9 protein-coding genes are annotated in these 13,512 nt (G+C 67.1%); all 9 read left to right on the plus strand.

Annotated features, from left to right (window positions below; genetic code table 11):
* Window position 1: 1 nt before the first annotated feature.
* A complete protein-coding gene (locus AC5P5V_RS01640) occupies window positions 2-1,192 on the plus strand; it encodes a 1-deoxy-D-xylulose-5-phosphate reductoisomerase (protein ID WP_231352626.1) in 1,191 nt (396 codons plus the stop codon).
* A gap of 55 nt (window positions 1,193-1,247) precedes the next feature.
* Complete coding sequence (gene rseP / locus AC5P5V_RS01645) at window positions 1,248-2,606, plus strand: RIP metalloprotease RseP (protein ID WP_065197093.1); 1,359 nt, start codon at window positions 1,248-1,250, stop codon at window positions 2,604-2,606.
* 74 nt (window positions 2,607-2,680) lie between these two features.
* Window positions 2,681-5,044, plus strand: coding sequence for an outer membrane protein assembly factor BamA (gene bamA, locus AC5P5V_RS01650; RefSeq protein WP_053497093.1), 2,364 nt, complete (start codon window positions 2,681-2,683; stop codon window positions 5,042-5,044).
* Between the two features lie 433 nt (window positions 5,045-5,477).
* Window positions 5,478-6,500 carry a UDP-3-O-(3-hydroxymyristoyl)glucosamine N-acyltransferase gene (lpxD, locus tag AC5P5V_RS01655; RefSeq protein ID WP_134968329.1) on the plus strand — a complete coding sequence of 341 codons (1,023 nt, stop codon included), beginning with the start codon at window positions 5,478-5,480 and terminating at the stop codon, window positions 6,498-6,500.
* Window positions 6,497-6,955, plus strand: coding sequence for a 3-hydroxyacyl-ACP dehydratase FabZ (gene fabZ, locus AC5P5V_RS01660; protein ID WP_005415845.1), 459 nt, complete (start codon window positions 6,497-6,499; stop codon window positions 6,953-6,955). The genes lpxD and fabZ overlap by 4 nt, the downstream gene beginning before the upstream one ends.
* Before the next feature lie 16 nt (window positions 6,956-6,971).
* Window positions 6,972-7,763: an acyl-ACP--UDP-N-acetylglucosamine O-acyltransferase gene (lpxA, locus tag AC5P5V_RS01665; protein ID WP_005415844.1), complete on the plus strand. Its 792-nt coding sequence runs from the start codon at window positions 6,972-6,974 to the stop codon at window positions 7,761-7,763.
* 53 nt (window positions 7,764-7,816) lie between these two features.
* The gene (gene lpxB / locus AC5P5V_RS01670; RefSeq protein WP_231352746.1) at window positions 7,817-9,019 is read left to right on the plus strand and encodes a lipid-A-disaccharide synthase; all 1,203 of its coding nucleotides are present in this window, start codon (window positions 7,817-7,819) and stop codon (window positions 9,017-9,019) included.
* Window positions 9,016-9,651 (plus strand): ribonuclease HII, encoded by a 636-nt coding sequence (gene rnhB, locus AC5P5V_RS01675; RefSeq protein WP_061480174.1) that lies wholly within the window; start codon window positions 9,016-9,018, stop codon window positions 9,649-9,651. Before lpxB ends, rnhB begins: the two co-directional genes overlap by 4 nt.
* 227 nt (window positions 9,652-9,878) lie before the next feature.
* Window positions 9,879-13,469 carry a DNA polymerase III subunit alpha gene (gene dnaE / locus AC5P5V_RS01680; RefSeq protein ID WP_049416729.1) on the plus strand — a complete coding sequence of 1,197 codons (3,591 nt, stop codon included), beginning with the start codon at window positions 9,879-9,881 and terminating at the stop codon, window positions 13,467-13,469.
* Window positions 13,470-13,512 lie beyond the last annotated feature (43 nt).

The raw sequence follows: 13,512 nt of genomic DNA on the forward strand, positions 1-13,512 counted from the left end.
CATGAATGCAGCTGCAGACCTGCGCCGGGTCGCCGTGTTCGGCGCTACCGGCTCGATCGGCGCCTCCACGCTGGACGTGATCGCCCGCCACCCGCACCGCTACCAGGCCACGGTGCTCGCTGCCGGCCGCCAGGTGCAGGCGCTGCTGGCGCTGTGCCGCCAGCACAAACCCGCGCACGCGGTGATCGCCGACGCATCGCTGTTCGCCGAGCTGCGTGACGGCCTGCGCGAGGCCGGACTGGCCACCGAGGCCCATGCCGGGCAGGCCGCGCTGGACCAGCTGGCCGCCAGCGATGCCTGCGATACCGTGGTCGCGGCCATCGTCGGCGCGGCCGGCCTGTCCTCGACCCTGGCTGCCGCCGCCGCCGGCAAGCGCATCCTGCTGGCCAACAAGGAATCGCTGGTGCTGGCCGGCGAACTGCTGACCCGGACGGCCGAACGTGCCGGTGCCGAAATCATCCCGATCGACAGCGAGCACAGCGCGATCTTTCAGTGCCTGCGCTCGCGCGATGCCAGTGTCGACGGCGCCGGCGTGCGCCGGATCCTGCTGACCGCCTCCGGCGGCCCGTTCCGTGGCCGCAGCCGCGCCGAGCTGGCCCAGGTCACCCCCGCCCAGGCCGTTGCCCACCCCAAGTGGTCGATGGGGCCGAAGATCTCGGTCGATTCGGCGACGTTGATGAACAAGGGCCTGGAAGTCATCGAGGCCCACCACCTGTTCGGCGTGCCAGGCGAGCGCATCGAGGTGCTGGTGCACCCGCAGAGCCTGGTCCATTCGCTGGTCGAGTTCGTCGATGGCTCGACCCTGGCCCAGATGGGCCTGCCGGACATGCGCACCACCCTCGCCGTTGGCTTGGGCTGGCCGCAGCGCATCGAATCGGGCGTGGCCGGGCTGGACCTGCTGGCCCAGGGCCGCCTGGATTTCGAGGCCCCGGATACCGACGCCTTCCCCTGCCTGGCGCTGGCCTGGCAGGCGATGCAGGCCGGCGGCACCGCGCCGGCAGTGCTGAACGCCGCCAATGAAGAGGCGGTTTCAGCGTTTCTTCAGGGCCGGATCGGTTTCCTGACGATCCCGGAGCTGGTTGCTAACGCTCTTTCAACACTGCCGACCCAGCCAGCCGATACACTGGAGGTCCTGTTGTCCGCCGACCAGCGGGCACGCCAGCTCACCCTGAACGCCATCGACGCCGCCTGAACGACCGCCTCGCCCAGCATGACGCCGCCGCCCTTGCCCACCACTGTGAGCCTGCATGACTGACTTCATCGGATCGGTCTGGTGGATGATCGTCAGCCTCGGGCTGCTGGTCACCTTTCACGAGTTCGGGCATTACTGGGTCGGGCGCCTGTGCGGGGTCAAGATCCTGCGTTTCTCGGTCGGCTTCGGCCGGCCGCTGTGGTCGCGCCGCGACCGGCACGGCACCGAGTTCGCCATCGCCGCCATCCCGCTGGGCGGTTACGTGAAGTTCCTCGACGAACGCGAGGTCGAAGTCCACCCGCACGAGCGCGGCCAGGCCTTCAACCACAAGACCGTCTGGCAGCGCATCGCGATCGTTGCCGCCGGCCCGATCGCCAATCTGCTGCTGTGCATCCTGCTGCTGTGGGCGATGTTCGTGATCGGCAAGCAGGATTACTCGCCCACCATCGGCCGTGTCAGCGGCATCGCCGCCAGTGCCGGCCTGGCCAGCGGCGACCGCGTGCTGCGCGTGGACGACCGCCAGGTGGTCACCCTCGGCGAGGCCAGCATGGCGCTGACCGCAGCCGCGATGGACCGCCGCGACGTGAAGCTGGAAGTGCTGGATACGGCCGACCAGGTACGCACGCGCACCCTGCCGCTGTCGCAGCTGCCGGCGGGTTTCGATGAGCGGCGGGTGCCGATCCTGGCTGGCCTGCACTGGCAGTCGTGGCTGCAGCCGGCGCAAGTGGAGTCGCTGACTGCGGACTCCGTGGTGGCAGGGCAACTGCAGCCAGGCGACCTGATCGTGGCCATCGACGGCCAGCGCATCGACAGCGTCGACCAGGTGATCGGCGAGATCCAGGCCCTGGGCCGTGCCGGCGGGCCGGGAATGATCGAGGTCCTGCGTGGCGGCGAGCGCCTGGCGCTGGAAGTCACCCCGCGCCAGGGCAAGGACGGCAAGGGCAATCCGGTCTGGCAGATCGGCGTCGGCTTCCCCACCAGCTACAGCCCCTCCTATGACACCCTGCTGCGCTATGGCCCGCTGGATGCGGTGACCGTGGCGGTGCGCGAGACCGGCCGCCTGGCCGCCGACTCGCTGGGCATGATGGGCCGCATCGTGACCGGCAAGGCCTCGCTGCAGAACGTTTCCGGGCCGGTCACGATCGCCCGCGTGGCCAATGTCTCGGCCAAGCGCGGCCTCGACTGGTTCCTGCAGTTCCTTGCCCTGCTGTCGCTCAGCCTGTGCATCATCAACCTGCTGCCGATCCCGATCTTGGACGGCGGCCACCTGCTGTATTACCTTATCGAGTTGGTCAAGGGCAGCCCGCTGAGCGAGCGTGCCATCGCCGCCGGCCAATACATCGGCCTGGCGTTGCTGGCCGGGCTGATGGGGTTGGCGTTCTACAACGACATCCTCGGCCTGGTCCCGCGATGAACTTTTCCACGTTGTTGCCGTCTACAGCGTCGGCATCCCGCACCAATGAAATCGACCTTCCTACCGGACGTGACATGACGCGACTCCCCAATCGCCGCCTGCTGGCCCTCGCCCTCGCCGCCGTCACCGGCGCTCCCGCCCTGGCCCAGGCAGCCGAGCCCTTCACTGTCAGCGACATCCGCGTCGATGGCCTGCAGCGCATCAGCTCGGGCACGGTGTTCACCTACCTGCCGGTGGAACGCGGCGAGACGATCACCGACAACAAGGTCGGCGAGACGATCCGCGCCCTGTACAAGACCGGCTTCTTCGAAGACGTGCAGCTGGACCGCCAGGGCACGATCCTGGTGGTGACCGTCAAGGAACGCCCGGCGATCAACAAGCTGACCGTGACCGGCAACAAGGACATCAAGTCCGACCAGCTGCTCAAGGGCCTGTCCGACATCGGCCTGACCGAGGGCGGCACCTTCGATCGCCTGAGCCTGGACCGCGTGACCCAGGAACTGCGCCGCCAGTACAACGACCGTGGCAAGTACAACGTCGACATCACCCCGACGGTGAGCCCGCTGGACCGCAACCGCGTGGACATCGCCATCGCCATCAAGGAAGGCAAGGCCGCCAAGATCCGCCACGTCAACCTGGTGGGCACCGAAAAGTTCGAGAGCAAGGACATCCTGGAGACCTGGGAGTCCAAGGAGCACAACTGGGCGTCGTGGTACCGCCGTGACGACCAGTACTCCAAGGAAAAGCTGTCCGGCGACCTGGAAAAGCTCAACTCCTGGTACCTGGATCGCGGCTACGTCGATTTCAGCATCGATTCCACCCAGGTCTCGATCAGCCCCGACAAGCGCGACATGTTCCTGACCGCGGGCGTGACCGAGGGTGCGCAGTACAAGATCTCCGAGATCAAGGTCAGCGGCGACACCATCCTCCCGCAGGAGGACGTCGAGCGCATGGTGATCCAGAAGTCCGGCGACACGTTCTCGCGTGCCCTGCTGGAATTCAGCTCGGACACCATCACCAATTCGCTGTCCAACATCGGCTACGCGTTCGCCAAGGTGAACCCGATCCCGACCACCAACCGCGCCGAGCAGACCGTGGCCATCAACATGCAGGTCGTGCCCGGCCCGCGCGTGTCGGTGCGCCGCATCCTGTTCCGCGGCAACACCCGCACGTCCGATGAAGTGATGCGTCGCGAAATGCGCCAGTTCGAGAACAGCTGGTACTCGCAGGCCGCGATCGACCGCTCCAAGATCCGCCTGCAGCGCCTGGGCTACTTCGAATCGGTGGAAGTGGAGACCCCGGCCGTCAGCGGCAGCAACGACCAGGTCGACGTCGTCTACAACGTCAAGGAAACCACCTCGGGCAGCTTCGTGTTCGGCCTGGGCTACTCGCAGTCCTACGGCATGACCACCTCGGTGCAGCTGTCGCAGAACAACTTCCTCGGCGGCGGCAACCGCGTGTCGGTCGAAGCCTCGCGCAGCAGCTACCTGCAGCGCTACGGCTTCAGCTACACCAACCCGTACTTCACCGATGACGGCGTGTCGCTGGGCTACAACCTGTCCTGGCGCGAACTGGATTACTCCGACTTCAACACCGCGCAGTACAACAGCACCAACGGTGCCGCGCAGGTGGTGTTCGGTGTGCCGCTGACCGAGACCGATACCGTCTCGCTGATGTTCGGCATCGACAGCAACCAGATCACCACCTACCAGGGCTCGACCCCGCAGTCGATCATCGACTACATCAACGCCGTCGGTAAGCGCACCTTCCATGCCTGGCGCACCGAGCTGGGCTGGGCGCGCGACTCGCGCAACGACTACTTCATGCCGACCCGCGGTACCTACCAGCGCGTGGGCCTGGAAACCACACTGCCGGGTTCGACCATCGAGTACTACAAGCTGAACTACCAGATCAGCAAGTACTGGCCGATCATGCCGTCGCTGGTGATCAACACCCGCGCCGAAATCGGCTACGGCGATGCCTACGGCAAGGACTACACCCGTACGCTGACCAATCCGGATGGCACCACCCGCACCGTCACCGCCAGCGGCCTGCCGTTCTTCGAGAACTTCTACGCCGGTGGTACCAACTCGGTACGCGGCTTCGAGGACAACACCCTCGGCCCGCGCGAAGTCACCACTGGTTATCCGGAAGGCCAGCCGCTGGGTGGCTCGCTGAAGACCGTCGGTTCGGTGGAAGCCTACTTCCCGCGCCTGTTCGACAGCCCGTCGGCGCGCGTGTCGGCCTTCGTCGACTTCGGCAACGTGTATACCGGCGTGGACAACTTCAAGGCCAACGAGCTGCGCGTATCCACCGGTGTGGCCCTGCTGTGGCGCGCCCCGGTCGGCCCGATCTCGATCAGCTACGCCTTCCCGTTGAAGAAGGAAGACGATGACAAGATCGAGCGCCTGCAATTCACGTTCGGTGGCCAGTTCTGAGGAACTTTGTTCCTCAGAACTGATCCACCTCCGGTGAATTGCCCGCGCATTTCACCTATCCCCCGCGCCGCTGGCGCGCCCCCCTTAACAAAGGGGGGCTCTCCACCAAACGGGGTGCGAAGCGCCGGGCTCTGCCCGGCGTTTTCGTTTGGCCTGGATGCCGGAAGCGTCCGCTCTGCTTTTGATCTTTTCTGTTTTTCCGTGGCTGGCACTCGCGCCAAGCCGTCGGAGGTCGGATGGGGCGGGGCTGCGGGGGTGTGAGCCGCATGGATGCGGCGACCAAGGCTACATGGACGTACTTGCGCCGCCCCCCGCAGTCCCGCCCCGTCCGACCCAGCCCATGACACTGGCTCTGCCGGCCGCGAGGGGCCCTGCCGTTGGCTGCATATGCCCCCCGCATGACCGCAATGGCGTCACACGTTAAACTCCCGCCGTGAATACTCCCACCTACACCGCCCAGCAACTCGCCGCGCAGTTCGGCCTGCAGGTCCATGGCGATCCCGCTACCGCCATCCATGGCGTGGCCACCCTCGCCCATGCCGGCCCTGGCCAGCTGACCTTCCTCGCCAACCCGCGCTACCGCGCCCAGCTGGCCGACAGCCAGGCCTCGCTGGTGGTCCTGCGTGCCGATGACGTCGAGGCCGCCCCCGGCGCCGCGCTCGTCGCCAAGGACCCGTACACCGCATTCGCCAAGATTGCCGCACTGTTCGACATCGCGCCGACCCGCCCGCCGGGCATCCATCCCAGCGCAGTGATCGATCCCAGCGCCCAGGTCGCGGCCAGCGCCCATATCGGCCCGTTCGTCTCAGTGGGTGCGCGCAGCGTCGTCGGCGAGAACTGCATCATCGGCACCGGCAGCGTGATCGGCGAGGACTGCAGCCTGGATTCCGGCTGTGAGCTGATCGCACGCGTGACCCTGGTCACCCGGGTCAGGCTGGGCAAGCGCGTGCGCGTGCATCCCGGTGCCGTGCTCGGCGCCGACGGCTTCGGCCTGGCGATGGACGCCGGCAAGTGGATCAAGGTGCCGCAGCTCGGCGGCGTCCGCATCGGCGATGACTGCGAGATCGGCGCCAACACCTGCGTCGACCGTGGTGCGCTGGAAGACACCGTGCTGGACGAAGACGTGCGCCTGGACAACCTGGTGCAGATCGCGCACAACGTGCAGATCGGCGCGCACTCGGCCATTGCCGGCTGCACCGGCATCGCCGGCAGCGCCAAGATCGGCCGCTACTGCCTGCTCGGCGGCCACGTTGGCGTGGTCGGCCACCTCGAGATCTGCGACAAGGTCGTGATCACCGGCAAGTCGGTGGTCCGCAACTCCATCCATGAGCCGGGCGAGTACTCGTCCGGCACCCCATTGACCGACAACCGCACGTGGCGCAAGAACGCCGCGCGCTTCAAGCAGCTGGACGCATTGGCTCGCCGCGTTCTGGCTGCTGGCAAGGAGAAAGAATGAACGATTCGCTGCAGCTTCCGATCGACGTCTGCCAGATCCAGGAACTGCTTCCGCACCGCTACCCGTTCCTGCTGGTGGACCGGGTGCTTGAACTCGACGTCGAGGCCAAGCGGATCCTGGCGCAGAAGAACGTCAGCATCAACGAGCCGTTCTTCCAGGGCCACTTCCCGGGCCGCCCGATCATGCCCGGGGTGCTGATCATCGAAGCGCTGGCGCAGGCTGGCGGCGTCATGACCCAGCTCACGCTCGGCCGCGATGCGCAGTCCAAGCTGTTCTACATGGTCAAGGTGGAAAACGCCCGCTTCAACAAGCAGGTCGTGCCCGGTGACGTGCTGATGCTGGACGTGCAGATGAAGCGCCTGATCCGCAACATGGGCTGGTACTACGGCGAAGCCAAGGTCAACGGCGAAGTCGTCGCGTCGGCCGAGGTCATGTGTGCCGGCGCCAAGGGCTGATCCACTGGAGGCAGCAATGACTGACAACGCACCGCGGATCCACCCCACCGCCGTCATCGACCCGGCCGCACGCCTGGCCGACGATGTCCAGGTGGGCGCCTTCACCCTGATCGGCCCCGACGTTGAAATCGGTGCCGGCACGGTGGTGGGCCCCCATTGCAGCATCCACGGCCCGACCCGGATCGGCCGCGACAACCGCTTCGTCGGCCATGCCGCGATCGGTGGCGAGCCGCAGGACAAGAAGTTCGGCGGCGAGCGCACCGAACTGGTGATCGGCGATCGCAACGTGTTCCGCGAGTTCGTCACGCTCAACCGTGGCACCGGCGGCGGCGGCGGCATCACCACCATCGGCAACGACAACTGGATGCTGGCCTACACGCACGTGGCGCACGACTGCCATGTCGGCAACTTCTGCGTGTTCTCCAACAACACCACTCTGGCTGGCCACGTGACCGTGGGCGACTACGTGATCATCAGCGGCTTCGCCGGTGCCCACCAGTTCTGCCGCATCGGCGCGCATGCCTTCCTCGGCATGGGCGCGCTGACCAATGGTGATGTACCGCCGTTCACCATGGTCGGTACCGATTCGCTGGGACGCCCGCGTGGCATCAACAGTGAAGGCCTGAAGCGGCGCGGCTTCGACGCTGACCGCATTTCGGCCATCAAGCGTGCGTACCGCACGCTGTACGTTGCGGGCCTGCCGCTGGCAGAGGCCAAGGTGCAGCTGACCGAACAGGCGCGTGACAGCGACGACGTGAAGGCGATGCTGGACTTCATCGAGCACGCCGAGAGGCCCCTGCTGCGATGAGCAGCTCGACCGGCCAGGCGCCGGCCGGCGCCGCGGTGATCCCGCTGGCCTCGATGGCCGGCAGCGTTCCCGCGCAGCGGGTGCTCAGCGAGCGCCCGTTGCGGATCGCGCTGGTTGCCGGTGAAGCCTCCGGCGACCTGCTCGGTGCGGGCCTGGTGCGTGAACTGAAGGCGCGCTTCCCGAATGCCGAGTTCGCCGGTATCGGCGGCGATGCCATGCGCAGCGCCGGCTGCCAGACCTGGCACGATGCCAGCGAGCTGGCGGTGATGGGCCTGACCGAAGTGCTGCGCCACCTGCCGCGCCTGCTCAAGCTGCGCTCGGCATTCCGCCAGCGTGCGCTGGACTGGCAGCCGGACGTCTTCATCGGCATCGACGCCCCCGACTTCAACCTGGGCATCGAGCGCTGGTTGAAACAGCGCGGCGTGCGCACCGTCCATTACGTCAGCCCGTCAGTCTGGGCCTGGCGCGAAAAGCGCGCCGAGAAAATCGGCAGCAGCGCCGACCTGGTGCTGTGCCTGTTCCCGATGGAGCCGCCGATCTATGCCCGGCACGGCATCGACGCGCGCTTCGTCGGCCACCCGATGGCCGATGACATTCCGCTGCAGGGCAACCGCGAGGAAGCACGCGCCGCGCTCGGCCTGCCGGCCTCGGCCAAGGTGCTGGCGGTGTTGCCGGGCAGCCGCCTCGGCGAGATCTCGCGCCTGGGCGAGCCGTTCTTCGAAGCCGCCTGGCAGGTCTCCGAACGCATTCCGAGCCTGCATGTGGTGGTGCCTGCCGCCAACCCGGCCTGCAGGCAGCTGATCGAAGAACAGCTGTCGCGCTCGGCGCTGCCGGTGGCCTACTCGCACGTGCTTGACGGCCAGGCGCGCAACGCGATGATCGCCGCCGACGTGGTGGTGCTGGCCTCCGGCACCGCGACCCTGGAAGCCATGCTGGTGAAGCGGCCGATGGTGGTCGGTTACCGCGTCAACGAACTGACCTATCGACTGGTCAAGGCGCTTGGCCTGATCAAGGTCGACCGCTTCGCCCTGCCCAACATCCTGGCCGGCCAGGACCTGGCGCCGGAACTGATGCAGCACGACTGCACGCCGGACAGGCTGGCCTCGGCCATCCAGCAGTGGTTCGACCACCCGCAGCGGGTGAGCGACCTGCAGGACACGTACGTGCGCCTGCACCAGCGACTGCGACGCAACGCCTCGGCGCGTGCCGCCGATGCCGTCGGCGAGCTGCTGATGCGCGACCAGGCGCAGGCATGAGCCGCCGCCACGCCGCAGCAGCCAGCCTGACCCTGTTCGACGGTACGGCAGTGATCGAGCCGGAGCGCCTGGTCGCCGGTGTCGACGAGGCCGGGCGTGGCCCGCTGGCTGGGCCGGTGGCGGTGGCGGCGGTGGTATTCGATCCGTCACGGCCACGCATCAACGGCCTGGATGATTCCAAGCAGTTGACCGCTGCCCGCCGCGAGCAGCTGCATGACCGCATCATCGAGCGCGCCCTGGCCTGGCATGTGGTGCTGGTGGACGTGGACACCATCGACCGCCTGAACATCTACCAGGCCACCCTGCAGGGCATGCGTGACGTCGTTGCAGCGGTCGCCCATGTGGCCGGCTTCGCCCGCATCGACGGCAACGTGGTGCCCAAGGGCCTGGTACTGCCGGCGCAGGCGCTGGTCGGCGGTGATGGCATCGACCGCGCGATCATGGCCGCATCGATCCTGGCCAAGGTCTCGCGCGATCGCTACATGCAGGCCGTGCACGCCCGCCACCCTCAGTATGGATTCGAGCAGCACAAGGGCTATGGCACTCCGGCCCACCTGGCCGCCCTGCGCGAGCACGGCCCCTGCGTGGAGCACCGGCGCAGCTTCGCCCCGGTGCGGGAGTGCCTCGGTTGACCTTGTAGAGCCGAGCCCATGCTCGGCTTTCCGCAGCAGCCGAGCGTGGGCTCGGCTCTACAGGAAACGGGCTCCCGCACGCCTGAACCCGGTCGTCCTCCGGGGCCTGTCAAGCCTTGTGGCAACCCCCTGCCCTCGCTACCCTGACCGGGCATTCCAGCGCTTCCCGACCCCGGCGACGAACCTCCGTCAGCACCCGGGGCCCGCGCGCTCCAACCTGGTCCGGCATGTCCAACTCCCGCTTCGTACATCTCCACGTCCACACCGAGTTCTCGCTGGCGGACTCGACCATCCGCGTGCCGGCCAAGCCGGACCAGGCGGACCCGAAGAAGGCCAAGCAGGCCAACCTGCTGTCGCGCTCGGTCGAGCTCGGCCTGCCTGCGCTGGCGGTGACCGACCTCAACAACCTGTTCGCCCTGGTCAAGTTCTACAAGGCCGCCGAAGGCGTGGGCATCAAGCCGATCGCCGGTGCCGACGTGCTGATCGCCGAGGAAGGCCAGGACCCGTGGCGGATGACCCTGCTGTGCCGCGACCGCGAGGGCTACCTGAGCCTGTCGCGGCTGCTGACCCGCGCCTGGATGGAAGGCCATCGCCCGGAAGGCGGTGTGGCCATCCACCCGGACTGGCTGAAGGCCGGCAACGCCAACCTGTTCGCGCTGGCCGGCCGGCAGAGCCTGGCCGGGCGCCTGGCACTGGACGGCAAGCATGAACTGGCCGAGCAGCAGCTGGCCGACTGGCAGCGCGTATTCGGCGATGGCCTGCACCTGGAGCTGACCCGTACCGGCCGCGAGGGCGAGGAAACCTTCAACCAGTTCGCGCTGATGGCCGCTGGCCAGCGCGGCCTGCCGGTGGTCGCCAGCAATGACGTGCGCTTCCTGTCGCCGTCGGATTTCAGCGCGCACGAAGCGCGCGTGTGCATTTCCACCGGCCGCGTGCTGGACGATCCCAAGCGTCCGCGCGAGTACAGCGACCAGCAGTACCTGAAGTCGGCCGAGGAGATGTGCGCGCTGTTCGCCGACATCCCCGATGCGATCGACAACACGCTGGCGCTGGCCGAGCGCTGCAACATCGAGATGCGGCTGGGCACCTACTTCCTGCCCAACTACCCGGTGCCCGACGACGAGACCCTGGACACCTGGATCCAGAAGATGTCGCGCGACGGCCTGGAAGAGCGCCTGGAGAAGAATCCGCTGGCGCCGGGCAAGACCCGTGAGGAGTACTTCGAGCGCCTGGAGTTCGAGCTCAACACCATCATCAAGATGGGCTTCCCCGGCTACTTCCTGATCGTGGCCGACTTCATCCAGTGGGGCAAGAACCAGGGCATCCCGATCGGTCCCGGCCGCGGCTCGGGTGCCGGCTCGCTGGTGGCCTGGGCGCTGAAGATCACCGATCTGGACCCGCTGCCGTACAACCTGCTGTTCGAGCGATTCCTGAACCCGGAACGCGTGTCGATGCCCGACTTCGACATCGACTTCTGCATGGACCGCCGCGACGAGGTGATCGACTACGTCGCCCGCAAGTACGGGCGCGAGCGCGTCAGCCAGATCATCACCTACGGCACCATGGCCGCCAAGGCGGTGGTGCGCGACTCCGGCCGCGTGCTCGGCTTCCCGTATGGCCTGGTCGACGGTGTTTCCAAGCTGATCCCGAACATCCTGGGCATCCACCTGAAGGATGCGCTGGGCAAGGGCAAGGAAGGCCCGAGCTCGGAAATGGCCTCGGCCGAACTGATCCAGCGCTATGAGACCGAGGACGATGTCCGCGACCTGATCGATCTGGCGCTGCAGCTGGAAGACCTGACCCGCAACGCCGGCAAGCACGCCGGTGGCGTGGTGATCGGGCCCGAGCCGCTGAGCGAGTTCTGCCCGCTGTACGCCGAACACGACGAAAATGGGCTCGGCAAGAACCCGGTCACCCAGTTCGACAAGAACGACGTGGAAGAAGTGGGCCTGGTGAAGTTCGACTTCCTCGGCCTGCGCACGCTGACCATCATCGACTGGGCAGTGAAGGCGATCAACAAGCGCCACGAACGCGCGGGCATTCCGCCGGTCGACATTGCCGCGATCCCGCTCGACGATGCGCCCACCTACAAGGACATCTTCGCCAACGGCAACACCGGCGCGGTGTTCCAGTTCGAATCCTCGGGCATGCGCCGCCTGCTGAAGGACGCGCGCCCCGACCGCTTCGAAGACCTGATCGCGCTGGTGTCGCTGTATCGCCCCGGCCCGATGGACCTGATTCCCTCCTTCAACGCGCGCAAGCACGGCCAGGAAGAGATCATCTATCCCGATCCGCGCACCGAAGCGATCCTGAAGGACACCTACGGCATCATGGTGTACCAGGAGCAGGTGATGCAGATGGCGCAGATCGTCGGCGGCTACTCGCTGGGCGGCGCTGACCTGCTGCGACGCGCGATGGGCAAGAAGGTGCCGGCGGAAATGGCCAAGCACCGCGAGATCTTCCGCGAAGGTGCAGCCAAGGGCGGCGTCGACGGCCCCAAGGCCGACGAAATCTTCGACCTGATGGAGAAGTTCGCCGGCTATGGCTTCAACAAGTCGCACGCCGCTGCATACGCACTGGTCAGCTACCAGACCGCCTGGCTGAAGCGCCATTACCCGGCCGAGTTCATGGCGGCCACGCTGTCTTCGGACCTGGACAACACCGACAAGGTGGTTGGCTTCCTCGACGAGGTGCGCAACCTCGGCCTGACCGTGCTGCCGCCGAAGGTGAACCAGTCGGCCTTCATGTTCGAAGCGGTCACGCCGGACACGATCCAGTACGGTCTGGGCGCGATCAAGGGCGTCGGCCAGGGCGCCTGCGAAGCGGTGGTCGAGGAACGACTGAAGGGCGGACCGTTCAAGGATCTGCTGGACTTCTGCACCCGCGTCGGCTCGGCCAAGCTCAACCGGCGCACGCTGGAAGCGATGATCAACTGCGGTGCGCTCGATGAACTCGGCCGCAACCGTGCCTCGCTGATGCTGCAGCTGCCGGAAGTGATCAAGGCCACCGACCAGATGGCACGCGAGCGTGCGTCCGGGCAGAATTCGCTGTTTGGCGGGCCCGATCCGAGCACCGTTTCGATCCAGCTGGACCTGCCGGAAGCCGAAGAATGGCCGCTGCTGCAGCGCCTCAACGGCGAGCGCGATACGCTGGGCTTCTACCTCAGCGGCCACCCGTTCGATCCCTGGCGCGACGATGTGCGCGATCTGGTAGGCAACGACCTGGGTTCGGTGGAGAAAATCTGGAGCGCCAACAGCGGTGGCGGCGGTGGCGGCGAGAAGCGCTGGCGCCCGGAGGTGCAGACCGTGCTGGCCGGCCAGGTGGTCGGCGTGCGCCGCAAGGGCGAAAGCCAGATCTTCATCCAGCTGGAGGATGGCCGCGGCCGCGTCGAGTGCAGTGCGTTCTCCGATGCAATGGCCGAGTTCGGCCACCTGATGACCAAGGACCGCATCCTGGTGGTCAAGGGCGGCCTGCGCGAGGACGAGTTCAACGGTGGCTACGCGCTGCGCATCCGCCAGTGCTGGGACTTCGACGAAGTCTGCGCCAACTACGCCACGCGGCTGTCGCTGCGCCTGGACCTGCGCCAGCAGCGCCCGGTCTGGGAGCGCATCAATGCCCTGCTCGACCGCCATCGCCCGGGGCGGACGCCGCTGCGCCTGGACCTGCTGCTGAAGGGCCCGCACGGCGGTGTCGCCGGCATGCTGGATGTCTCCGGGCAGAGCGCAGTGCGCATCGATTCCAAGCTGATGGAGGCGCTGCGCGCCGACCCGGCCGTACGCACGCTGAAGGTGCGCTACAGCCCGCCGTGGGCCAGCTGAGGCTGGCTGCTTCGTGTTCCTGTTTTCCCGTTCCAGTCATCAA

It is taken from the genome of Stenotrophomonas sp. YJH_SMC_130 (assembly GCF_059369035.1).

What these genes read in the sequence shown, in the direction of transcription:
- rseP (WP_065197093.1), top strand. Translation starts at nt 1,248, where the DNA reads ATGACTGACTTCATCGGATCGGTCTGGTGGATGATCGTCAGCCTCGGG.
- lpxA (WP_005415844.1), top strand. Translation starts at nt 6,972, where the DNA reads ATGACTGACAACGCACCGCGGATCCACCCCACCGCCGTCATCGACCCG.
- rnhB (WP_061480174.1), top strand. Translation starts at nt 9,016, where the DNA reads ATGAGCCGCCGCCACGCCGCAGCAGCCAGCCTGACCCTGTTCGACGGT.
- lpxB (WP_231352746.1), top strand. Translation starts at nt 7,817, where the DNA reads ATGGCCGGCAGCGTTCCCGCGCAGCGGGTGCTCAGCGAGCGCCCGTTG.
- fabZ (WP_005415845.1), top strand. Translation starts at nt 6,497, where the DNA reads ATGAACGATTCGCTGCAGCTTCCGATCGACGTCTGCCAGATCCAGGAA.
- bamA (WP_053497093.1), top strand. Translation starts at nt 2,681, where the DNA reads ATGACGCGACTCCCCAATCGCCGCCTGCTGGCCCTCGCCCTCGCCGCC.
- dnaE (WP_049416729.1), top strand. Translation starts at nt 9,879, where the DNA reads ATGTCCAACTCCCGCTTCGTACATCTCCACGTCCACACCGAGTTCTCG.
- AC5P5V_RS01640 (WP_231352626.1), top strand. Translation starts at nt 2, where the DNA reads ATGAATGCAGCTGCAGACCTGCGCCGGGTCGCCGTGTTCGGCGCTACC.